Source organism: Ideonella aquatica (genome assembly GCF_018069755.1).
GTDB classification, from domain to species: domain Bacteria; phylum Pseudomonadota; class Gammaproteobacteria; order Burkholderiales; family Burkholderiaceae_C; genus Ideonella; species Ideonella aquatica.
Map to the genome: position 1 here is coordinate 55,107 of NZ_JAGQDE010000003.1, position 23,234 is coordinate 78,340.

The window sequence follows — 23,234 nt, forward strand, 5'->3', positions numbered from 1 at the left end:
CGCTGCCCCCCGAGGGGGCGCGCGGCCCGCTTGGGGCGGCCCGGCGCTGGCCGCGACTTCGGCCATCTGACCATGAAGTACCTTCAAGGTCTTTCCGTGCTGATCCTGGGCCTGGGTGACTCCGGCCTGGCGATGGCGCGCTGGTGCGCCCGCCAGGGCGCGGCCCAGGTGCGGGTCTGGGACTCGCGCGAGGCGCCGCCGCAGGCCGCCGCGCTGGCGACCGACGTCCCCGCGGCCACGCTGTTCAGCGGTGCGTTGTCAGCTGAACAACTGGGCGATGCCAAGCTGGTGCTGAAGAGCCCCGGCCTGGCGCCCAGCGATGCGCGCATCGCGCCGCTGCTGGACGCCGCCCGCGCCCAGGGTCTGGCGGTGATGGGTGAGCTCGACCTGTTCGCCCACGCGCTGGCCGACCTGAAGGCCGAGCGCGGCTACGCGCCCAAGCTGCTGGCGATCACCGGCACCAATGGCAAGACCACGACCACCTCGCTGACCGCGATGCTGGTCGAGCGCGCCGGTCTGCGCGTCGGCCTGGCTGGCAACATCGGCCCGACGATGCTGGACACGCTGGCCGCCGCGCTGGCCAAGGAGCCGGCGCCGGCCACCGAGATCACTGAGGAAGAGACACCCGAGGACGTCGTTGGGCAGTACGCCGAACCCGCCGGAAACACGGACGGGGTGGCGATCGACGCGCCAGGGGTGAACGGGGAGCCCGCGGACGATAACGCGGACGGGTCTGAACCTGGGGAGGAGGAGGCGCCGCTCGTGCTGGCACCTCCCCCTCCCAAGGATCCGGTCTTCGCCCACCTGCCCCAGGTCTGGGTGCTGGAGCTCAGCAGCTTCCAGCTCGATGGCGTGCGCGGCTTCGAGCCCAGCGCCGCCACCGTGCTCAACATCAGCCAGGACCACCTGGACTGGCACGGCGACATGGCCGCCTACGCCGCGGCCAAGGCCCGCATCTTCGGCGAGCAGGGCCTGATGGTCATCAACCGCGACGAGCCCCTGGTGGAAGCCATGGTGCCGGCGCCCGTGATGGTCAAGGGCGGCCGCGGCAAGCCCGCCAAGGCCGTGGGTCGCGCGGTGCTGCGCTTCGGTCTGGATGCGCCGCAGCACCCTGGAGACTTCGGCCTGGTCACCGAAGGCGGCATGGCCTGGCTGGTGCGCGCGATGCCGGCCGATGAGACGATCAAGAAGCGCAAGGGCGAAGAGGAAGAGCTGATCATCCAGCGCTTGATGCCCGCCGATGCGCTGCGCATCCGCGGCCGCCACAACGCCAGCAATGCACTGGCCGCGTTGGCGCTGACCACGGCGATCGGCTGCCCGCTGGCGCCGATGCTGCATGGCCTGCGCGAGTACCGCGGCGAGCCGCACCGCGTCGAGCCGATCGGCATCCTTGGTGGCATCGAAGCGGTGGACGACAGCAAGGGCACCAACGTTGGCGCCACCGTGGCGGCGATCAAGGGCCTGGGCGAGGACCGCCTGAGCAGCCAACTGGTGGTGATTCTGGGTGGCGACGGCAAGGGCCAGGACTTCGCGCCGCTGGCGGCACCGGTGCAGCGCCACGTGCGCGCCGTGGCCCTGATCGGCCGCGACGCCGAGGCCATCGCAGCGGCACTGGCCGGCACCGGCGTGCCGATGCAGCGCCACGACTCGCTGGAGGCCGCCGTGCCCTGGTGCTTCGCGCAGGCCAAGGAAGGCGACGCCGTGCTGCTCAGCCCGGCCTGCGCCAGCCTGGACATGTTCCGCAACTACGCCCACCGCGCCCAGGTCTTTGCCGACGCGGTGCAGCAGCTGGCGCATGAGCGCGGGGAGCTGCTGTCATGAACTTCGCCGCCACGCTCAAGCCCGATGTGGCCGGCTGGCGCGCTCGCCTGGCGGGCCTCATCGGCCGCCGCGGCGAGGGCAGCGAGCCGCTGCCGCCGATCCGCGACTGGGTGGGCGGCAACGAGGGCCGCCCGGCCGCGATTGCCGGCATCGACCTGGCGCTGATCTGGGTGACCGTGGCGCTGCTGGCGCTGGGCCTGGTGATGGTCTATTCGGCCTCGGTGGCGCTGCCCGACAACCCCAAGTTCGCCAAGTACACACCCACCTATTTCCTGGGTCGCCAGGCGATGTTCATCGCCGTGTCCCTGGTCGCCGCGCTGATCACGCTGCAGATCCCGATTGCGGTGTGGGAGAAGTGGGCGCCGTGGCTGTTCGCGCTGTCGCTGGCGATGCTGATCGTGGTGCTGATCCCGCACGTGGGCAAGGGCGTCAACGGCGCGCGGCGCTGGCTGCCGCTGGGGGTGATGAACTTCCAGCCCAGCGAGCTGGCCAAGCTGTCGATCGCGATGTATGCGGCCAGCTACATGGTCCGCAAGATGGACGTCAAGGAGAACTTCTTCAAGGCGGTGTGGCCGATGGCGGTGTCGCTGGGCGTGATCGGCGTGCTGCTGCTGGCCGAGCCCGACATGGGCGCCTTCATGGTGATCGCCGCGGTGGCGCTGGCCATCCTGTTCCTGGGCGGCGTCAACGGCCGGATGTTCCTGCTCAGCGTGGCGGTGCTGGTCGGCGCCTTCGTGCTGATGATCGTCTTCAGCGAGTTCCGCCGCCAGCGCATCTTCGCCTACCTCGACCCCTGGAACCCCGACTATGCGCAGGGCAAGGCCTACCAGCTGACGCACTCGCTGATCGCCTTCGGCCGCGGTGAGCTGTTCGGCCAGGGCCTGGGCTCGTCGATCGAAAAGCTGCATTACCTGCCCGAGGCGCACACCGACTTTCTGCTGGCCGTGATCGGCGAGGAGCTCGGCTTTGTCGCCGTGCTGTCGGTGGTGGTGGGCTTTTTCTGGCTGACGCGCCGCATCTTCGTCATCGGCCGCCAGGCGATCGCGCTGGACCGCGTCTTCGCCGGCCTGATGGTGCAGGGCATCGGCGTGTGGTTCGGCGGCCAGAGCTTCATCAACATGGGCGTCAACCTGGGCGTGCTGCCCACCAAGGGCCTGACGCTGCCGCTGTTGAGCTACGGCGGCTCGGGCATCCTGATGAACCTGGTGGCGCTGGCGATCGTGCTCAGGGTGGATCAAGAGAATCGACAACTCATGCGCGGAGGCCGCGCATGACGAAGCACCTCGTCGTCATGGCAGCCGGCACCGGCGGCCACGTGATTCCCGGCCTGGCGGTGGCGCGCGAGATGCTCTCGCGCGGCTGGACCGTCAGCTGGCTGGGCACCGAGGGTGGCATGGAGAACCGGCTGGTGCCGCCCAGCGGCATCAGCATCGACCGGCTGGCCTTCACCGGGCTGCGCGGCAAGGGCTGGCTGCACACGCTGACCGGCGGTGTGCGCCTGCTCAAGGCCTTCTGGGACGCGCTGCGCATCCTGCGCCAGCGCCGCGCCGACGCGGTGCTGGGCATGGGTGGCTATGTCTGCTTCCCGGGCGGGCTGATGGCCTCGCTGCTGGGCAAGCCGCTGGTGCTGGTCAATGCCGACGCCGCGCTGCTGATGAGCAACAAGGCGCTGCTGCCGGTGGCCGACGCGGTGGCCTTCGGCTTCGACGGCCCCGACGCCGCGCGCGTGCGCCACGGCAAGGTCACCGGCAACCCGGTGCGCCAGGAGATCGAGCAGATGCCGCAGCCCGCCGCGCGCTTCGCCGGGCGCGAGGGCCCGCTGCGCCTGCTGCTGGTGGGCGGCAGCCTGGGTGCCAAGGTGCTCAACGAGACCTTGCCGGCCGCGCTGGCCCACCTGCCGGCCGATGCCCGCCCGCAGGTCACGCACCAGACCGGCATGGCCCACCTCGATGACGTGCGCGGGCGCTACGCCACGCTGGGCGTCGAGGCCGAGATCCTGCCCTTCATCGACGACATGGACCGCCGCCTGGCCGACTGCGACGTGGTGCTGTGCCGCGCCGGTGCGATCACGGTGAGCGAGCTGTGCGCCGGTGGCGTGGCCAGCGTGCTGGTGCCGCTGATCGTCTCGACCACCTCGCACCAGCGCGACAACGCGGCCTGGATGGCCGAGCGTGGTGCGGCGATCCATCTGCCGCAGACCGAGATGACCCCGCAATCGCTGGCCGACCTGCTGCAGGGCCTGACACGCGAGAGACTGCTGGCGATGGCCGAGGCCGCGCGCGGCCTGGCCCGCCCCCATGCCGCCGCGAAGGTGGCTGACGAGATCGAGGGACTGGTGGCATGAAGCACGCCGTCAAGCACATCCACTTCGTGGGCGTCGGCGGTGCCGGCATGAGCGGCATCGCCGAGATCCTGCACAACCTGGGCTACACGGTGTCGGGCTCGGACCAGTCCGACAGCGCGGTCACGCGCCGCCTGGCCGAACTGGGCATCCGCATCCACACCGGCCACGACGCCGCCCACATCGCCGGCGCCGAGGCCCTGGTCACCTCCACCGCAGTGAAGGGCGACAACCCCGAGGTGATCGCCGCCCGCGCGAAGCGCGTGCCGGTGGTGCCGCGCGCGGTGATGCTGGCCGAGCTGATGCGCCTGAAGAAGGGCATCGCGATCGCCGGCACCCACGGCAAGACCACCACCACCTCGCTGGTCACCAGCGTGCTGGAAGAAGCCGGGCTGGACCCGACCTTCGTGATCGGTGGCAAGCTCAACTCGGCGGGCGCCAACTCGGCGCTGGGCTCGGGCGACTTCATCGTCGTCGAGGCCGATGAGTCAGACGCCTCGTTCCTGAACCTGATGCCCATCCTGTCGGTCGTCACCAACATTGACGCCGACCACATGGACACCTACGGCCACGACTTCGCGCGGCTGAAGCAGGCCTTCGTCGACTTCCTGCACCGCATGCCCTTCTACGGCGCCGCCATCGTCTGCGGCGACGACCCCGGCGTGAAGAGCATCATCCCGATGATCTCGCGCCCGGTGGTCACCTACGGCCTGGGCGAGGACGTGCAGGTGCGCGCGATCGACGTGCAGGCCCTGCCCGGCGGCCAGATGCGCTTCACCTGCCAGCGCCGCAACGGCGTGGTGATGCCCGACCTGCAGATCACGCTGAACCTGCCCGGCGAGCACAACGTGCGCAATGCGCTGGCGGCGATCGCCATCGCCACCGAACTGGAGCTGCCCGACGCCCCCATCGTGGCCGCGCTGGCGAAGTTCAGCGGCGTCGGCCGGCGCTTCCAGCGCTGGGGCGAGGTGCGGCCCACCCAGGGCGGCGCGGTCACGCTGATCGACGACTACGGCCACCACCCGGTGGAGATGGGCGCGGTGCTGTCGGCGGCGCGCGGCGCCTTCCCGGGCCAGCGCCTGGTGCTGGCCTTCCAGCCGCACCGCTACACCCGCACCCGCGACTGCTTCGAAGACTTCGTCAAGGTGATGGGTCAGGCCGATGCGGTGCTGCTGACCGAGGTCTACGCCGCCGGCGAGGCGCCGATCGTGGCGGCTGATGGCCGCTCGCTGGCGCGTGCGCTGCGGGTGGCGGGCAAGGTGGATCCGGTCTTCGTCGACGACGTGGCCGAGCTGCCGCAGCAACTGCTGGACTTCACGCGTGACGGCGACGTGGTGATCCTGATGGGCGCCGGCTCGATCGGCGGCGTGCCGGCCAAGGTGGTGGAACTCGCAGGGAGCAGCGCGGCATGAAGGCGATTGACGTCAAGACACTGGGCAAGGTGGCGGTGCTGATGGGCGGCCACTCGGCCGAGCGCGAGGTCTCGGCCACGATGTCCGGCCCCGGCGTGCTGGCCGCGCTGCGCTCGCAGGGCGTGGACGCGCACCCCTTTGATCCGGCCGAGCGCGCGCTGGGTGAGCTCCAGCGCGAGGGCTTCCAGCGCTGCTTCATCGCGCTGCATGGCCGCGGCGGCGAGGACGGCACGGTGCAGGGCGCGCTCGAGCTGTTGGGCATTCCCTACACCGGCTCGGGCGTGATGGCCTCGGCGATCGCGATGGACAAGGTCATGACCAAGCGGGTCTGGATGGCCGAGGGCCTGCCCACGCCCGCCTGGCGTCTCCTCGGAAAAGGCCACCACACGCGGGAAGACACGCGCGCCGTGCCCGACGTGCTGGGCCTGCCGATGATCGTCAAGCCGGCGCGCGAGGGTTCGTCCTTTGGTGTAAGCAAGGTCGAAGGCTACTCAAATGTGATGGAAGCGGTCACTCTCGCGGCACAATACGACTCCGACGTGCTTTGCGAAGAATTCATCGATGGCGACGAAGTCACCTGCCCGGTGCTGGGAGAAGGTGACGCCGCCGTCGCTCTGCCGGTGGTGCGCATCGTCGCCCCCGATGGCAACTACGACTTCGAACACAAGTACGTCTCCAACGACACCACCTACCTCTGCCCGAGCGGGCTGCCCGAGGCCGAGGAGCGTGAGATCCAGCGCCTGGTGGTGCAGGCCTACCGCCTGCTGGGCTGCCGCGGCTGGGGCCGTGCCGACCTGATGATCCGCGCCAGCGACCGTCGGCCCTTCCTGCTGGAGATGAACACCTCGCCGGGCATGACCAGCCACTCGCTGGTGCCCAAGTCGGCGGCGCAGGCCGGCATCAGTTATGAGCAGCTGTGCCTGGGCCTGCTGGCCGGCGCCACGCTGGACAGCCTGGCCAGCCAGGGAGCCTGACCGACCATGGCCAACGCCCTGCCCGTCGACATCCGCCTGATGAACGCCACCGCGGCGCTCGTGGGTGTGCTCGCGCTGGGCGTGCTGGCCTTGGGCGCCGCCTCGTGGGTGGCGCGGCAGCCGGCTTTTGCCCTGCGCCAGATCCGCCTGGAAGGTGAAACCGCGCGCAACAACGCGGCCACCGTGCGCGCCCACGTCATGCCGCGCCTGGCCGGCAACTTCTTCACCCTGAACCTGCAGGCCGCGCGCGAGGCCTTCGAGGCTGTGCCCTGGGTGCGCCACGCGGTGGTGCGCAAGGTCTGGCCCAACCGGCTGGTGGTGCAGCTCGAAGAGCACCACCCGGTGGCGGTGTGGAAGGGCGAGGAGGGCGATGACCGCCTGGTCAACAGCCATGGCGAGGTCTTCGAGGCCAATCTGGGCGACGTCGACGAGGCCCAGTTGCCCGACTTCGCCGGCCCGCTGGCCGAGGCACCGCAGATCCTGGCGCTGTACCGTCGCCTGCGCCCGGTGTTCGAGCCGCTGGGCCGCGAGCCGGTGAGCCTGGCGCTGTCGGGCCGTGGCTCCTGGCGCGTCGAGCTGGACGACGGCGTGGCCGTCGAGCTTGGCCGCGGCAGCGAGGACGAGGTGCTCGAACGCAGCGCGCGCTTCGTGCGCACCATCACCCAGGTCGGTGGCGCCAGCCGCCGGCCCATCGATTACGCCGACCTGCGGCACGCCGACGGTTACGCGGTGCGCTTCAAGGGCGGTCCCGGGGCTGCCGCCACACCCACCGGAGCCCACTGAGGAAGGCCATGGCCAAGGAATACAAGGATCTCGTCGTCGGCCTGGACATCGGCACCGCCAAGGTGATGGCGGTGGTGGCCGAGGTCGTGGGTGGCGAATTGCGCGTCGCCGGTCTGGGGGTGGCCAGCTCGCACGGCCTGAAGCGCGGCGTGGTGGTCAACATCGACGCCACCGTGCAAAGCATCCAGCAGGCGCTGAAAGAGGCCGAGATGATGGCCGCCTGCAAGATCGAGCGCGTCTACACCGGCATCACCGGCAGCCACATCCGCGGCCAGAACAGCACCGGCATGGTGATCGTGCGCGACAACCGCGAGGTCACGCCCACCGATGTGGCGCGCGTCATCGAGACCGCCAAGGCGATCAACATCCCCAACGACCAGCGCCTGTTGCTGGTCGAGTCGCAGGAGTTCGTGATCGACGGCCACGAGGTCAAGGAGCCGATCGGCATGAGCGGCAGCCGGCTCGAGGTCAAGGTCCACATCGCCACCGGCGCGCAGAGCGCCGCCGAGAACATCGTCAAGTGCGTGCGCCGCTGCGGCCTGGAGGTCGAGCAGCTGTGCCTGTCGCCCACCGCTGCCGCCGCCGCGGTGCTGACCGACGACGAGAAGGACCTGGGCGTGGCGGTGGTGGACATCGGCGCCGGCACCACCGATGTGAGCATCTTCACCGGCGGCTCGATCCGCCACACCGCGGTCATCCCCATCGCCGGCGACCTGATCACCAGCGACATCGCGATGGCGCTGCGCACGCCCACCAAGGACGCCGAGGAGATCAAGGTCGAGTACGGCGTGGCCAAGCAGATGCTGGCCGACCCCAACGAGCAGGTCGAGGTGCCCGGTCTGGGCGACCGCGTGCCGCGCATGCTCAGCCGCCAGGCGCTGGCCGGTGTGATCGAGCCGCGGGTGGAAGAGATCTACTCGCTGGTGCACCAGGTGATCCGCGATTCGGGCTACGAGGAACTGCTGTCCTCGGGCATCGTGATCACCGGCGGCACGGCGGTGATGCCGGGCATGGTCGAGCTGGGCGAGGACATCTTCCTCAAGCCCGTGCGCAAGGGCCTGCCCACCTATTCGGGGCCGCTCTTTGACATGGTGGCCAACCCGCGCTCGGCCACCGTGATGGGTCTGCTGGAAGAAGCCCGGCTGGCCCATGCACGCGGCCACAAGGCACAACAACAGGCCGGCTCGGTGAAGACCTTGTTCGGCCGGGCGAAGGACTGGTTCTTGGGAAATTTCTGACCGGCGGGGCCGGCACACAACGACGGACGTTGCAACGATCCGCACAGGTAGCAAGCGTTTTCAATTCAGGCAACTGCACACAGCACGACGGAGGTTCCACATGGCCATCGAGATGATCGAAGACTTCGACCAGGGCACGCAGATCAAGGTGATCGGCGTGGGCGGCGGCGGCGGCAACGCGGTCGACCACATGATCGCCCAGGGCGTCCAGGGGGTGGAGTTCATCGTCGCCAACACCGACGCGCAAGCGCTCAACCGCAGCGGCGCCGGTCAGCTGGTGCAGCTGGGCAGCACCGGTCTGGGCGCCGGCTCCAAGCCCGAGGTGGGCAGCAGCGCCGCCCAGGAGGCCGAGGGCCGCATCCGCGAAGCCATTGCCGGCGCGCACATGCTGTTCATCACCGCCGGCATGGGTGGCGGCACCGGCACCGGCGCGGCGCCGGTGATCGCCCGCATCGCCAAGGACATGGGCATCCTGACCGTGGGCGTGGTCACCAAGCCGTTTGAATTCGAAGGCGGTCGCCGCTCCAAGCAGGCCGATGCCGGCGTGACCGAGCTGGAAGCCAACGTCGACAGCCTGATCGTGGTGCTCAACGAGAAGCTGCTCGAGGTCATGGGCGACGACGTCACCCAGGAGGAGGCCTTCGCGCACGCCAACGACGTGCTGAAGAACGCCGTGGGCGGCATCTCGGACATCATCCACATCCCGGGCCTGGTGAACGTCGACTTCGAGGACGTCAAGACCGTGATGAGCGAGCCGGGCAAGGCGATGATGGGCACGGCCATGGCCGGCGGTCCGGACCGCGCCACCAAGGCCGCTGAGGCCGCCGTGGCCTGCCCGCTGCTCGAAGGCATCGACCTGTCCGGCGCGCGTGGCGTGCTGGTGCTGATCGCGGCAGCCCGCAGCACCTTCAAGCTGAGCGAGAGCAAGAACGCGATGAACACCATCCGCCGCTACGCCGCGGAAGATGCGCACGTGATCTACGGCACTGCCTACGACGACAGCCTGGGCGACCAGCTGCGCGTGACCGTCATCGCCACCGGCCTGTCCTCGGCCCGCCGCGCCGCCGCCCCGCTGACCGTGGTCCAGACCCAGCCGCAGACCGTGCTGCGCACCGGCACCGACAACCTGCCGGTGCTGAGCAGCCCGATCGGCGCCACTGCCGCCCCGGTGATGGGCGCTACCGACTACGCCGGCATGGCCACGCCCAGCGTCTGGCGCACCGGCCGCACCCAGGCCGCCGCCAAGGTCGAGGCGCTGAGCAGCAACGGCATGGACGAGATCGAGATCCCGGCCTTCCTGCGCAAGCAGGCCGACTGAGGCCGCGCCAGCACCTGTGCGCCCGGGCCTGGCCGGCCCGGCGTGCTGCCGTCGCCTGCATTCCAGGGGGGCGCCCGCTCGGGGCAGCCCCTTTTTTCATGCGCTGTCGTGCGTGATATAAGCCGGGGGCCGGCGATGTGCTGGTGACAGTTTCCCTGGCGCATGATGTCGCAGACCCCCCCGGACGATCAGGTCCCGAGCGTGTTCCTCCACGTTCCCAAGAGCGCAGGCACCACCTTGCGCGCGGTGTTCCATCGTGCGCTGGGCGACCAACTGCTGTGGTTCCGCAACCCCGACAGTCGCCGGCCGCCCGAGCCCGATCATCCGCGCCACACCGATGATCTCTCCAAGCTGAACAGCCCCGAGGCCTGGGCCGGGGTGCGCATGGTGGGCGGCCACTTTCCGGCCTGGAAGCTGCCGCTGGCGCTGCTGGAGCGCAGGCCCTTGCTGATGGCGGTACTGCGCGAGCCGGTGGCTCGGGTCGAGTCCCTGTACGCCTACATCCGGCGCGAGGAGCACCATGCGCTGCACCACGAGCTGAGCCAACGGACCTTGCTGGAGGCCCTGGACCTGCCGCAGTTTCGCCGCGTGGTCCCCCAGGGGCAGCTTCGATTCCTGCGCACCGCTCAAAGACCCTGGCATCCCAGCATGCTGGCGCCCTTTCCGGTGCTGATCGGCAAGCATGAGCATCTGCCCGCCTTTGTCGAGGCGGCCGCCCGTCGCACCGGCCTGCCGCTGGAACTGGCCGACATGTCGGCCAATGTCAGCCCGCCGGGCTACCGCGATTCGCTGAAGCAACAAGCGGGCTACGCCGAGGCGCGCGCGCTGATCGCCAGCCTGACCGAGGACGAAGCCGAGTTCATGCGCAGCTTCGACCAGATCTACGAGCACGAGGCCGGGGACATGCCGGTGGTGCCGCAGCGGCCCAGCCGCCCGGCGGGTGCCGTGGCCAAGCCAGCGGCCAAGGCGACGCCAGCGCCGAAGGGCCCCAGGCCCGACTCGCGGCCCGCCGCACGACCCCTTGCACGGGCCGATGCACCGCCGGCCGCTGACGCCGCAGGCACCCAGGCCGACGCGCCGACCGAAGCGCAGGCCGAGCGTCGCGCTGCCCGGCGCGAGGCGCGCCGCGGTGCCCGCCAGGCCGAGCGTCGGCGGCTGCGTGAGCAGGGCGACGAGCCGCAGGGCGGTTCGTCGCCGTAGCGCGGCCTCAGCCGGATCGCCGTCAGAACGGCTGCTCGTAACCCAGCCGCCACAGCACCTGGCGGTGCCAGGCCTCGCGGGCGTCGTAGCGGACCGGCAGGCCAGCTTCCACCACCTGCACGCGCTTGTTGTCGACCATGTCGTTGCCCCACCACTGCTGGGCCGACAGCCGCCAGGTGTGGCGCGGCTGCGGCTGCCAGGACAGGTCGGCGCTGAAGCTGTGCTGGGCATTGAAGGCCAGGCGGCGCTTGTCGGGCTGATCGGCCAGCGCGCGGCCGCGGGCCTGCAGACCCAGCTGCGCCGTCCAGGCCGCTGACAGCGGTTGCGTCAGGTCCAGCTTGGCCTGCCAGTCGGGCTGGCCGGCCAGTGCAGGGCGGGCACCGGCCACATCGTCCAGGCGAGAGCGCAGGGCTGCCAGGCTGGCCTGCCAGCGCAGTGGCCGGCCGTCGATCAGTGCGCCGCGGGCCTCGCCGCGCAGCTCCAGCTCCAGGCTGGCGCTCCAGGCGCTGCCGGCATTGAAGCGCTGCAGCAGGTAGGGGTAGCTCAGGTCTTGCGCCTGCACGATCAGGCGATCGAGGATGACATCGTCAATGCGGCGCAGCGCGGCCGACCACACCATCTCGCCGCCCAGCGCTGGCAGCGCGCGCTGCCAGCTGGCGTCCAGGCTCCAGGCGCGTTCGGGCCGCAGGTCCGGATTGCCGGTCTGTGCCGGCGCGGTGGGCGAGACCTCGATCGGCACGTAGCGGCGCGGCATCACGTCGCGCGGCGCCGGCAGCTTGAAGCCGCGCGACAGGCCTAGCTTGAAGGTGCCCCAGCCGCCGGCGGGCGTGGTGGCGATGCGCAGCACCGGTCCGACCAGGCGGTGGGACTGTCGCACCGCGGTGAAGACGTTGCCCTCGCTGTCGGTGGACAGCTGTTCCAGGCGCAGGCCCAGCTGGGCCTCGGTTTTCTCGGCCAGCGTCCAGTCGTCCTGCACATACAGGGCGCGGCGCTGCACGCGTGCGTCGTAGCGCTCGTCGAGGTTGTCGGGCGGCTTGCCACCGGGCAGTGCCAGCTCGGTCTGCACCCGGTCCTCGCGGCGCACCGCCTGCTCCAGCTCGGCCCCCACATCCAGCCGGTGCGCCTCGCCCAGCGGGCGCTGGTGGTTGAGGTTGAGCACCACGCTCTGGTCGTCGGCGCGTCCATCGACGTGCGTGTCCTGCACCAGGCGCGGCGTGAAGTCGGTGCCCAGGCCGCGGGCCTGCTGGTCGCGCCGCGAGAAGGTGCCGCTCAGCCGCGCCTCGGTGCGTGAGCCATCGGCCGCCTTGTGCTGCAGCTGGGCTCGGCCGCGCCAGAACACCCGCTGGTAGTGCAGTTGCAGCTGGCTGTCCTGCTGCTCCGGCGGCGCGCCGAGCAGCGGCGTGCGGTGATCGATCACGCCACCGTCCGAGCGGGCATAGCGCAGGCTGTGGTCGGTGGAGAGTTGCCAGCGGCTGCCATCGGCCTGCTCCTGCTGCCAGGACAGGCGGGGGTTCAGCGCCAGCGACTCGGTGCGGTCGTATTCGACCTTGTCGGTCAGCGTGCGTTGCACCAGGGTGGCGGCCTCGCCCTCGCGGCGCTCGCTCAGCCAGGTGGCCGGCCAGCGCTGGCGCTCGCTGGCCAGCACCGTGCCCAGGCCCCAGGTGGCGGCGCCCCAGCGGTCGCCCAGGTTCAGGGTGGCGCTGGCCTGCGGCAGGCCCCACTGGCTGGCCAGCGCGAGCTTGATATCGCGCGTGGCCAGCGCACTGGCGCGGCGCGTGACCAGGTTGATCGTGCCGGCAATCGCCTGCGTGCTCTGCACCGATGCGCCGCGCTGGATCTCCACCCGCTCCAGGCTGTCCAGCGCGATGCTGTCCAGCGAGAAACCGCGTGGCACCGGCTCGCCATTGATCAGCAACTGGGTGTAGCCGCCGCCCAGGCCGCCGAGCTTGAGCTCGGTCTGCGGGCCGCGGCCATCGACCGTGATGCCGGGCACGCGACCCAGCGCATCGGCCAGGCGGGTGTCGCCATGGCGCAGCAGCTCGTCGCGGGCCACCACCTGGCGGCCGGCGGTGTCGGCGCGGCGCTGGGCGCTGCTGTCACCGCGCACCTCGACCTGGGTGGCCGGTTCCTGCGCCACGGCGCAGCTGGCCAGCAGCAGCAGCGCGGGTGAGCAGGATCGTCGGCGGTGGTGGTTCGGTGTCATGCAAGCCTCCCTGGCACGGCCTGCGGTGGGCCGAGCGTGATGTGTTGAGCAGGCGATGCTATCCGAGCCCGGCTCATGCACGGCGTAGGCTGAGCCCATGCTGCTGGACATCAGCCCCATGCGCCACAACCTGGCCTTTCGCCGACTGTTCGCCAGCCAGTTCATCTCGGGCCTGGGCACCATGGTCAGCGATGTGGCCGTGCCCTGGCAGCTGCATGAGCTGACCCACCCTGGGTGGGTGCGCTGGTGATCGGCGTGTTCAGCGGCCGGACCCACCGCGTCCAGTGCCGTGGCCGCGCGGTGGTGATCGCGGCTGGCGCTGACTGGCCTGGTCTGGCCGCGCTTCTGGCGCTACCTGCCGCCGTCCGGCCCGGGCTGAGGCGGTGGACCGATGCTGTCGCGCATCGCCTGCGCCAGCGCCGTCTGACCACGCTGGTCCAGCACCTCGGCGGCCGACTGCCGGTCGCGCAGCGCCTTGTTCTGGCTGAGCTTGGACTTGCCCACCAGCGAGCTGATGCTCACCTGGATGCCGACGATCTTGCGCAGCATCTCGTCAATGAACTCGGGCGCCGAGTCCGACATCTTCCAGGGCTTGGTCTCGGCCGCCTCGTGCTGGCGCGTCAGTCGCGCCACCAGGCCGCGCACGAAGCGCTCGTCGTCGTGCACGCTCAGCGTGCCGTGGGCATGCACCACCTCGTAGTTCCAGGTGGGCACCTGGCGGTGGCTCTCGTGCTTGCTGGGGTACCAGCTGGGCGAGATGAAGGCCTCGGCGCCGCGGAACACCACCATCACCGGCGTGCCGGTGGGGCAGCGTTGCCACAGCGGATTGGCGCGCGCCACATGGGCGCTGAGCGTGCCCAGCGGCCCCGCGGCCGGATCGAACTCGAAGGGGATGTGGTCGGCATCCATGCCCAGCTCGCCCGGCGTCACCAGCATGCCCAGCGGGTGCGCGCGGATGATGCGGTGCAGGGCCGCGGGATCGGTGAGGGCGAAGTGGGCGGGGGTGTACATCGGAGGGCCTCGCGTGGGGGCGCGCCGCCAGCCCGGCGCGAACCCAGGCATCTTGGCACGACACCGGGCGCGACGCCGATCAGCCAGTGTGCTGCGCCACGCGCTGCAGCCAGCGGTGCAGGGCCAGCGCCTCCACTGGCTTGCTCAGCCACGCCAGCCCCAGGGCCTGCAGCCGGGCCTGGGTGGCCGCCCGCGTGTCGCCACTGACCACCAGCGCCGGCAGCGGCCGGCCGGCGTGTTGGCGCAGGTGGTCGATCTGCTGGCTGCCATCGCCGCCAGCGGCAGGGCCGAGCTGCAGATCAACGATCAGCGCGTCCAGCGGCGGCTGGCCAGCCAGCTGGCGCTCGATGTCTGCGGCGTCGTCACCATCGGTGACGACACAGCCCAGCGTGCGCAGCCAGCCGCCCAGCGCGTGGCGGTTGGCGGCGTCATCGTCGATCACGGCCAGGTGCAGTGGGCCGGGCAAGGCGGGCAGCGGTCCGCCAGCGGCGCCAGGCAGTGCGAGGGACTCGGCATGACCGGGCACCCGCAGCTCGAAGCAGCTGCCCCGGCCCGGCGCCGAGCGCAGGCTCAGCGGATGATCCAGTGCGCGTGCCAGCCGCTGCACGATGGCCAGGCCCAGGCCCTGGCCGCGGTGGCGCTGGCGCGACGGGTTGTCCAGTTGCACAAAGGGCTCGAAGATGGCCTGCTGGTGCCCGGGCGCGATGCCGATGCCGCTGTCGCGCACCTGCAGCCGCCAGACGGGCTGGCCGGTGCCGTCGCGGCCGGCGCGGGCGCACAGCAGCACGGTGCCCTCGGTGGTGTACTTCAGCGCGTTGCCCAGCAGGTTGCGCAGCAGGGTTTCCAGCAGCAGCGCGTCGCTCAGTGCAGCGGGCGGCAAGGCGCTGCTGACGCGCAGACTCAACAGCAGGCCGCGCGCCTCGGCCTGGGGCTGGTGCTCGCTGGCCAGGCGCAGCAGCAGGGCGCGCAGGTCCAGCGGGGCAGGGCGGGCGTGGACCTCGCCGGTCTCGGCGCGCGACAGGTCCAGCAGGCTGTCGAGCATGCTGCGCAGGGCCTGCACGCAGCTGTTCATCTCGCCCAGCAGGGCGTGCTGCGCGGGCTCGGTCAGCAGCCGCTCGAACATGGCCGATTGCAGCGACAGCGCATGCAGCGGTTGGCGCAGGTCGTGGCTGGCGGCGGCCAGGAAGCGGGTTTTGGCGGCATCGGCCTGCGCCAGTGCGGTGTTCAGCTCGGTCAGGCGGTGCCCCTCCTGCAGCGCACGGTCGCGCTGGTCGGCCAGTCGGGCCAGCTCCAGCTGGATCGACAGCGCCAGCCGCTGGGCCTGGGCCGCGCGCCGGTGGGCCTGATCGCCCAGACGGGCGGCGCGGCGCTGGTGATGCAGCGCGCCGGCCAGATCGCCCAGCGCCTCGCAGGCACGGGCGGCCTCGTCGTGCAGGCGGCAGGCATCGGCCGGGAAGGTGGCCCCTTCGAAACCCTCTGGGTCGTGCTGGCGCAGTTGCTCCAGCAAGCCCCAGGCCTCGCGCGCCCGGCCCTGGTCGGTCCAGACCGCCGCCTGCGCCCAGACCCATTCGACCGGCGGGTGCGCCGGGTCAGCGCTCAGCGGCAGCGACACATCCAGCCAATGCTGCGCCTCGGCCAGCCGGCCAGCGCGCTGGTAGATCGAGCCATAGAAGGCGCTGCGGATCCAACGCTGGTAGGCGTTGAAATGCGGCTCCCAGGCCGACAGCCGGTCGGCCAGCGCCGCGGCTTGCTCGTGTTGGTTGGTGCCGCTGAGCGCCATCATCAGGTTGATGCCCGCCACATGGATGGCCGGCCACTGGCCGGTGTCGGCGCACAGTGACCAGGCCTCCTGGCAGTGCTCGATCGCCCCCTGGTGGTCGAGCAGGCTGCCCTGGTAGCCGCCCAGGCTGCCCAGGGCGATGGCCAGCAGCACCGGGGCGTTGGCCGCACGGGCGGTCTGGATCGATTCGAAGTGCAGGCGCAGCGCCATCTCGGGCTGCTTGAGCTGCTCGTGCGCCGTCGCCAGACGCAGCCGCAGCGTATAGCTCTGCAGCGGGTGTGTGGGCGCCTCCAGGTGAGCCAGCCAGGGGGTGAGCAGCGCCACCACCTCGTCGGCGCGGTTGTGCCGGTGCAGCCATTGCGAGGCCAGGTCGTCACAGGCCATGGCCAGCGTCTGCCGGCCGGCGTGGGCCGGGGGCAGCGTGGCCAGGTGCTGGCGGGCCTCGGCCAGCGCCGCCTCGTACGCTGCGGTGTCCCCGGACCAGAGCTGGCGCCGGCCCTCGAAGGTGGCCGCCAGGCCCTGGGCCAGCGCGTCATCGGCCGCCTGGGCCCGCAAGGCCTGAGCGCCCGGGTTGGGCCCCAGGCGGTCTTGCGCATGGGCCCGCCAGGCCTGGTCGATCAGCGCGGACAGCGGGGCGTCGTCGGTCATGCGGGGGGCGGGCCAGAGCGTGCGCCGGATGATAGGCCGCGTGCTGCGGCCATGCGATCAACGATCGGCGATCAATAGCAGATTCGCGCCTCGTAGGTGGCGCCCAGCCCGGGGTAGCTGGCCGGCCCCTGGTAGCAGCGGCTGTCATAGGCGCTGAGGGCCCAGGTGGACACCAGCGCGCCGCCCGAGTACAGCTCCACGCGCAGCGCGCCCGGGCCTTGGGGCAGCGCCACCAGCGTGCCATCGGGGAACACCATCTGGCCATTGGCATCCAGCGGCAGCGGCTCAGGCTGCACGGGTTGGCCATAGGTCAGACCGCATTCCAGCAGGTCATCGCGGCCCATGCACAGGTACAGGCTGGCGGCGGCCGGGAAGCTGATGGTGGGCGCATAAGTGTCCACTTGGGTCACGGCCGGGTCGTGGTTGTTCTGCGTGCTGGACTCGGCCACGCCTTGCAGCACCTGGGCGCGGCCGGTCAGCGTCAGCGTTTGGCTGGTGCTGGACACGCGCAGCGGCAGGTGCACGGTCTTGGTCTCGCCCACCGCAATACCGGGCCAGACGCAGGCCAGCACGCGGGTGTTGCTGTTCCAGCTGCAGCCCGGCGGCAGGTTCAGCACCCAGGTGCCGTTGGTACCGCGCTGCAGGTCGGGCGACACGCTGCTGGGCAGGTTGACGTAGCCGCGCGTCTGGCCAGCGGCCGCCACGCCATCGTTGCGCAGGCTCAGCCTCCAGAACGCGCCCTTGCCGCGCTGCAACTGGGCCGGGCCGCTGAAATCGGTGACGATGTCGGGCCGGGGCGTGTTGTTCTGGGCCGCCGCCAGGCTGGAGCCCAAAGCCAGAGCGAGCAGAACCAGGGTCTTGTGCATCATGATGTGGATCCTCTTCAGGGTGGGGGACAGGTGGTGGCCGTGTGAACCGGCGCCAGGCCAGTGTCTGGCCCACGGCGCGCCGCCCACCCGTCCAGTTGGACGGGTCGGCGCCCCCCAGTTCGTGGATGATCGACACCGCACCCACCCACCGCGATGACCCTGCCCGTCCTGATCGTTGAAGACCACCCGCTGTTTCGCAGCGCGCTGGCCTCCACCGTGCAAGCCGCCGGCCTGGCCGCCGAGTGCGTGGCCGTGGGCAGCGCCGCGCAGGCGCGCGCGCTGTGGCGGCCCGGCGTGCGCTATGCGCTGGCCCTGATCGACCAGCGCCTGCCCGACGGCCTGGGCCTGCGCCTGGCCCAGGAGGCCCGCGCCTGGGCCGAGCGCTGCGTGCTGCTGACCGGCGCCGAAGAGCCCGGCCTGGCCCAGCAGGCCCGCCAGCTGGGCCTGGACGGCTTCATCCCCAAATCACTGCCGCCCGAGGCGCTGGTGGCCGCACTGCGCCGCGTGCTGCGCGGCGAGCCCTGGTACCCCGACCAACCCACCGCCGCCGCCACCCCGCTGACCGAACGCCAGCGCCAGGTGCTGCGCGAAGTGGGCCGCGGCCGCTCCAACCGCGAGATCGCCGAGCGCCTGGGTATCAGCGAACGCACCGTGAAGGAACACCTCAGCGTGGTCTTCATCCGCCTGGGCACCAACCGGCGGGCGGAGGCGATTGCGCAGGCGACGTCGCTGGGGTTGATTGATTTTGAGGGGGAGGGGTGAGGGGCGGGGCTGCTGGCGCGTTGAGGAGGCGTGATTGGTGGGCCTGGCGGACTGCAGTGCAGCGTAAGCAGCCATTGGCCGCGGACAAGCTAACTGGCGCTGCCTGGCACAAAGCGGTCAGCAGCATTGCATGAAAGCTGCGAGTTGCCCTGCACTTGGCTTCAGATGCCATCGATGCTTCTCGACCTCCCAGTTGTCTCCGCCGGCATGTCGATAGACACCAAGGTGGTGAAGCCTGCCTCCAAACGCATTGCCGCGCGAGTCCGGACCATACAGTTCCTTCTCTCCATAGAGCACCCAAACTGCCCGCAACCCCTCCCGCTGCACGAACGCAAGGAATGCGTCCCGGTCGACCAGGGCTGCCGAAGGACCATCTTGAGTCACAGCGGGATCAAAGAACGTCGTTCGCTTGCCGTCAGTCCAAGTGAGGTCGGCACCGTTTGACAGCCTCAGCCCCAGGCCTGCGCACAGCCACGCTCCTGGCATCCGGAAGTTACAGGTCCCATCGGCGGAGTAGTCGTATCCCTTCGAATGGGAGTACTGGACGGTTGGCACAAGGAGCCGCGGGAGCCTTTCCCTCCAGTCGCTGGCCGCGTGCCACTCGTCAAGACCCTTGGCGGAGGGATGCCAACCATATTCCCCGAGGAATGCTTCCGAGAACCCGTCGCGATTCGGAAGGTCCGGATGACTTTCCGCCTTGCTCCTGGTGAGTGCGGCCACGAGGTTGTCCTCATCGGCCGGACTGACTATCAAACAATGCAGATGGACCCAAGACTTGCGCGTCACCTCCTGCGGGTGCTGGCGATTTCCCATGCGGGTCCAGGATCCTGCACCGTGGAGGGAGAGCCAACGTCGCCCATCAATGTCGAGAAGGTCAATAACCTTCTCGTCGTTGACGACGTCGACCTCCGAAGTGAGCCACTGCACGGCCTCCTGAGGCGTACGACAGGACAGCTTCGCCTGCTTAGGCATCCACCATGTCGCGCTCCACGCTTTCCAACCATCATCCTTGGTAGACCTGCGCAGCATCGACGGGTCGATGTCTCTGCCACTCACCTGCCATGGCCCTTGGTACGGCTCGGGGTCGTCCTTAGACCAGCCGGCGAGAAGCTGAACACTGTCCGACAGGCGCCCCACGAGCTCGTGCAATGCGAGCCACTGGTACTTTTTCCCCAGCCGCTCGATTCGATGGTCCATTCGATCGAGTGTGGGCCGAAAAGCTTGCTCGGCACGTTCAAAGTCTTTTGCGGACCAGCCGAGGTCGTGGGCTCGTTTGGCCACCCACCTGGCTGCCCACAAACTGTCGAAGCTAGCGCGTCCATCGACGTACTCTGCTTCGGGCACAAGTAGGTCTCCTGAGGCAGTGCAAATGCGGAAGTTCTCTGCGACCAGCATGCCAACCTTTGACTTGAAGCGATCGAAGACCAACTTGGCTGCTTCTTCCAGCTTCTCGCGCCGCTCCCAGTTGCTCCGTCTAGCAACGACTATCTCGCGCCTAGCACTTAGAAGATCCTTGAGCGCATCACGCGCATCCTCTCCAGCCCAAGAGTCAAAGTGCTTGAGCCAAAGGGCCGCCAGTTGGTAGGTGGAGATCGCACTCGGGGCCGCCCTCGGTGAGCAGCCAAACGATTGCGTGCTATGCGGAATCGTGTAGTGCTCGAAGTCATCGTGCAGGCATGAGCGGACAACGTCATCGTCGATATCGCTGCCTGCAGGCCATACGAAGCCGGCGAGAGCCTCCTCTGGGACCAGGTCAACGGTCCAGCTGCATTGGTACGGTGGTCGGGCGGCGGCCGCCTGGCTGTCGGCTATAGCACCCATGTGCACTGCGATCTCGACAATGCCTCTCGCAAAGTCCCGCGTGAGCACATGAGTCGTCGTGCCTGGCTCGAAGAACTCCTTCAGTACAAACTTGGCGACTGGGCTGTACTCAGCTGCGGACCAACTACCCTGCATGGCCGCACCGTATGCAGCCGCAAAGAGCCGCTCTTGAAGATAGCCATCATCGACAGTCTTGAACTTTTCAAGCAACGCCAGCGACGCTGCCCCACTACCGGCAAGTACGCAAGCGAGGGCTTTCGTTGCCTTGTCTCGCACCTCCCGATGGCTCGTCGTGAGCAGCCAAGTCAGTGTCGTTCCAAGCAGTTCAACGCGCACGGGGTCGGTGATCCGCCTACCGCTCGCCAGTGCCCAGTCAACGATCCTCTGGATAGATCCCCCTTTCTCGAACCCAAGGCGGTTCACGGTCACCGACCAGTCAACGTCGCGCGCTGGCATCGTCATGCCCGCAAGCCGTTGATGCAACCAGTCGGCGTTAAATGCATTGCCAACCTGTGGCCCGAACTCGATGTAGAAGCCCGCCAACCCGTCGGCGTCGACAGCGTCTTCTATCCAGTGAAGCGTCCTCTGGGTCACGCTCTGCGCGGAGCGCCAGTGCACCGTGTCAAGGAAGTTCTCGCGCCCTCCCCATACGCCTGGAGCGTACTTCGCTGGCACGATGTCGCCAAGCTCAGCGCTATGCCCTTCGGCAATCTGGATTGCCAGTGCCTGGATGACACTCTCCAGTCCCCAGTCGGTGCTTCGCAGGGTGTCCCCCAGCGGCGTTCCTGCGGTGAACGCGTCGGCGAGGGCGTGATGCTCGAAGTGCTTACGAAGGATTGCTCGGGCGATCTCATGATCGCTCATACGCTCGAACGTGAAGCGAACATAGTCACGGCTGGGGTCGGCGCCGACGCCTGGCTCGACGGCAAGGAGCCCCTCGGCCTCGAGCGCCGCTAGGAGGTTCTTCTCCGCGACGCCTCCACTCGCGAAAGTCTGTTCGGCGAGCCGGTACGCATCCTCATAGAGAACATACCTATCAGCAGACGCCGTCACAAGCTCTGCGAAGCTGGCGAGGAACCGATCGACAACTCGCAATTGAGGGACGACCCCGAGTCTTCGCTCTACTGAGCTTGCCACCTCCCGTTTGTAGAAGGAGAACATCGCGGTGATGCCTTCAAGGCCTCGCGGCAGCTCGTGCCCGCCGGCGGCAAGGACGGCATCACAGCATGTGCGCAGGAACAGGGGATTGGTCGACTCTGGGCCTGGTCGCACTCCCAGCCAGCCGGTGACTCCTCGCATGTTCAGGTATCGCCGCGCCAGTTCACCCGTGGAGTCTTCGAAGCCTTTGACGACTCCGCGAGCCCAGTGCGACACCAGAGTGCTCGCCGTGCTTGGCGTGACCATTCGATCAACGAAGGTGTCCCTGCAAGTGAGCACGACCGACACATAGGGGTAGCGCTGTGCCTCGACGAGGAACTCCGACAGCTGCTCTGGCCACCAGCGACGCGCCGGTCCCTCGTTAATTGCGTCAATCGCTAGTAGCGCTCGTGTTTCCGCAGCCTGCCCTGCTGCATCCAACGCGCCCAAAAGTTCGTCGACGCTCAGCGGCGCACCGCGACCGAGCCTTTCAGCAACGCTCAACCAGCCGGTCGGGTTTGCGCCGAGTACGCTGCTGGGAACAAGCACTGCAGGCCGCTTGCCCTCCAAGATGGACTGAACCGCGTCTCCGAGGAGATGCGACTTGCCTGAGCCTCCCGGACCGGTCAGGAAGAGCGCCTTCTTGTTTGCTGCGTCCCACTTGTCACTTGCAAGCTCGTGGGCGATGTCATCCAACAGGTCAATGAGCCTGTATGTATAGTGAGCCAGCGAACGCCAGTGGTCGCCGTTCGGCTTGCTTGCGACATCCCATAACCAACTGAGGAGGTCGCCCAATGACTTTCGCGCCACCGTCGCCGCATCTCGCCACGCGTCCACGTCGTAGACGCCTTCGATGCTCACATCGCGAGGTCTCAACGCACCACAGAGAGCAACTACCGGAGCCAGGAGGTCATTCGCAGGAGGCGGTGCGGCGGGGGATGCCTTGACTGCTCCCGCAAGGGAACTGCGCACGCTCACAACAGCTTCGAGCACCTTGCCCGCCAGCGCTTCTAGGCGGACAAAGAAGTCTGGCCCCCGCACGAGTGCGTCGATGAGCTGACGGGCTGGAGTCTCGACATTGAACTTCGGAAGATACCGTTCGCCGAGGACTGACTTGGCTTCCTGCCAGCGCTTAGCGAACCATCTTTCGCCGAAGACCTCCTGGTCGAGCCAATACTTCATCCTCCCAGCGTAGCGCCCATCACTCGACGTAAGCTTTGTGTGGATGGCGCTCGCATCCCAAAGCTCGAGCTCGAGCACCCGCGATCGCTTTCGCGCATCTGCCTGTGCCTTGTCCTTCCAGGCTTTCCATCTATTCATCTCCGTCGTCGACTTGGTCGAGCTCTTCCCGGGGTCACGCAGGTTAAACGGCAGACAGACGATGTACTTGACGAGCTTTGGGTGATTGTCGAATGCTTGGTTGAGTGACGCAGTCAGCTTGCTGGCAAGGTCGGTGGTGAACTGGCTGTAGAACTTCGCCTGGAGACAATGCTGGTCGCCGCCGTCGAACTCGACGTAGGCCTCGACACCGGCGTCAGCACTGCCGCCCTTTCGATAGAAGCACGCGCTCGCTGGCCTGGGCTCCAGCGAAAGGAGCTGTGCGCACAGTTCCTCAAAGCCATGATGTTGCGAACCCCTGTGGAGACGAACCTTCTGAAGATCAAAGGCAGACAGTGGTTGGGACACGTTGGCTTCCCGTTCTTGGCGTGCTCACATTCTCGGGTTGACTCATGTGTCGCGCGCCGATAACTTGGCACCTCAGCTCTGGAGTTGGTCGGACGCCGAACGAAGACCCCGCCGGCGATGCCCAATTGCTCCCTACGGCTGCTTGCTGTGGTTGCCGACATCCGTTCCTCAACGGTGAATGTCGGTTGACCGTCTCGAACGGCAATCTTGAATGCATGCGAGCAAAGCAG

16 protein-coding genes are annotated in these 23,234 nt (G+C 68.9%); 11 read left to right on the forward strand and 5 right to left on the reverse strand.

Annotation, left to right across the window (positions count from 1 at the left end; genetic code table 11):
• The first annotated feature begins 72 nt into the window (after positions 1-72).
• The 9 genes from murD to KAK06_RS04590 all read left to right on the forward strand — a co-directional run bounded on the left by murD (position 73) and on the right by KAK06_RS04590 (position 11,087).
• Complete coding sequence (murD, locus tag KAK06_RS04550) at positions 73-1,821, forward strand: UDP-N-acetylmuramoyl-L-alanine--D-glutamate ligase (protein ID WP_210800736.1); 1,749 nt, start codon at positions 73-75, stop codon at positions 1,819-1,821.
• Complete coding sequence (gene ftsW, locus KAK06_RS04555; RefSeq protein WP_210800737.1) at positions 1,818-3,095, forward strand: putative lipid II flippase FtsW; 1,278 nt, start codon at positions 1,818-1,820, stop codon at positions 3,093-3,095. Before murD ends, ftsW begins: the two co-directional genes overlap by 4 nt.
• A complete protein-coding gene (murG, locus tag KAK06_RS04560) occupies positions 3,092-4,165 on the forward strand; it encodes an undecaprenyldiphospho-muramoylpentapeptide beta-N-acetylglucosaminyltransferase (RefSeq protein WP_210800738.1) in 1,074 nt (357 codons plus the stop codon). The genes ftsW and murG overlap by 4 nt, the downstream gene beginning before the upstream one ends.
• Entirely contained in the window at positions 4,162-5,574 is a 1,413-nt protein-coding gene (gene murC / locus KAK06_RS04565; RefSeq protein ID WP_210800739.1) for a UDP-N-acetylmuramate--L-alanine ligase, read from the forward strand. The genes murG and murC overlap by 4 nt, the downstream gene beginning before the upstream one ends.
• Entirely contained in the window at positions 5,571-6,548 is a 978-nt protein-coding gene (locus KAK06_RS04570) for a D-alanine--D-alanine ligase (protein ID WP_210800740.1), read from the forward strand. The genes murC and KAK06_RS04570 overlap by 4 nt, the downstream gene beginning before the upstream one ends.
• A 6-nt stretch (positions 6,549-6,554) precedes the next feature.
• Positions 6,555-7,331, forward strand: coding sequence for a cell division protein FtsQ/DivIB (locus KAK06_RS04575; protein WP_210800741.1), 777 nt, complete (start codon positions 6,555-6,557; stop codon positions 7,329-7,331).
• A gap of 8 nt (positions 7,332-7,339) precedes the next feature.
• Positions 7,340-8,569, forward strand: a complete 1,230-nt coding sequence (ftsA, locus tag KAK06_RS04580) for a cell division protein FtsA (protein WP_210800742.1) — start codon at positions 7,340-7,342, stop codon at positions 8,567-8,569.
• Positions 8,570-8,669: 100 nt separating this feature from the next.
• Positions 8,670-9,887, forward strand: a complete 1,218-nt coding sequence (gene ftsZ, locus KAK06_RS04585) for a cell division protein FtsZ (RefSeq protein WP_210800743.1) — start codon at positions 8,670-8,672, stop codon at positions 9,885-9,887.
• A 201-nt stretch (positions 9,888-10,088) separates the two neighbouring features.
• The gene (locus KAK06_RS04590; RefSeq protein WP_210800744.1) at positions 10,089-11,087 is read left to right on the forward strand and encodes a sulfotransferase family protein; all 999 of its coding nucleotides are present in this window, start codon (positions 10,089-10,091) and stop codon (positions 11,085-11,087) included.
• A gap of 22 nt (positions 11,088-11,109) precedes the next feature.
• Here the strand turns inward: KAK06_RS04590 and KAK06_RS04595 are convergent, their stop codons facing one another.
• Positions 11,110-13,290 (reverse strand): TonB-dependent receptor, encoded by a 2,181-nt coding sequence (locus KAK06_RS04595; RefSeq protein ID WP_210800745.1) that lies wholly within the window; start codon positions 13,288-13,290, stop codon positions 11,110-11,112.
• Positions 13,291-13,387: 97 nt separating this feature from the next.
• On the opposite strand from KAK06_RS04595, the gene KAK06_RS04600 reads away from it, so the two are divergent.
• Entirely contained in the window at positions 13,388-13,540 is a 153-nt protein-coding gene (locus KAK06_RS04600) for a hypothetical protein (protein WP_210800746.1), read from the forward strand.
• A 101-nt stretch (positions 13,541-13,641) separates the two neighbouring features.
• Here the strand turns inward: KAK06_RS04600 and KAK06_RS04605 are convergent, their stop codons facing one another.
• The 3 genes from KAK06_RS04605 to KAK06_RS04615 all read right to left on the reverse strand — a co-directional run bounded on the left by KAK06_RS04605 (position 13,642) and on the right by KAK06_RS04615 (position 17,598).
• Positions 13,642-14,301, reverse strand: coding sequence for an FMN-binding negative transcriptional regulator (locus tag KAK06_RS04605; RefSeq protein ID WP_210800747.1), 660 nt, complete (start codon positions 14,299-14,301; stop codon positions 13,642-13,644).
• 79 nt (positions 14,302-14,380) lie between these two features.
• Positions 14,381-16,729, reverse strand: coding sequence for an ATP-binding response regulator (locus tag KAK06_RS04610; protein ID WP_210800748.1), 2,349 nt, complete (start codon positions 16,727-16,729; stop codon positions 14,381-14,383).
• 71 nt (positions 16,730-16,800) lie between these two features.
• Positions 16,801-17,598, reverse strand: coding sequence for a hypothetical protein (locus KAK06_RS04615; protein WP_210800749.1), 798 nt, complete (start codon positions 17,596-17,598; stop codon positions 16,801-16,803).
• Positions 17,599-17,751: 153 nt separating this feature from the next.
• On the opposite strand from KAK06_RS04615, the gene KAK06_RS04620 reads away from it, so the two are divergent.
• A complete protein-coding gene (locus KAK06_RS04620) occupies positions 17,752-18,360 on the forward strand; it encodes a response regulator transcription factor (protein ID WP_210800750.1) in 609 nt (202 codons plus the stop codon).
• A 117-nt stretch (positions 18,361-18,477) separates the two neighbouring features.
• Here KAK06_RS04620 and KAK06_RS04625 read toward each other — a convergent pair whose 3' ends face one another.
• A complete protein-coding gene (locus KAK06_RS04625) occupies positions 18,478-23,004 on the reverse strand; it encodes an NACHT domain-containing protein (RefSeq protein ID WP_210800751.1) in 4,527 nt (1,508 codons plus the stop codon).
• Positions 23,005-23,234 lie beyond the last annotated feature (230 nt).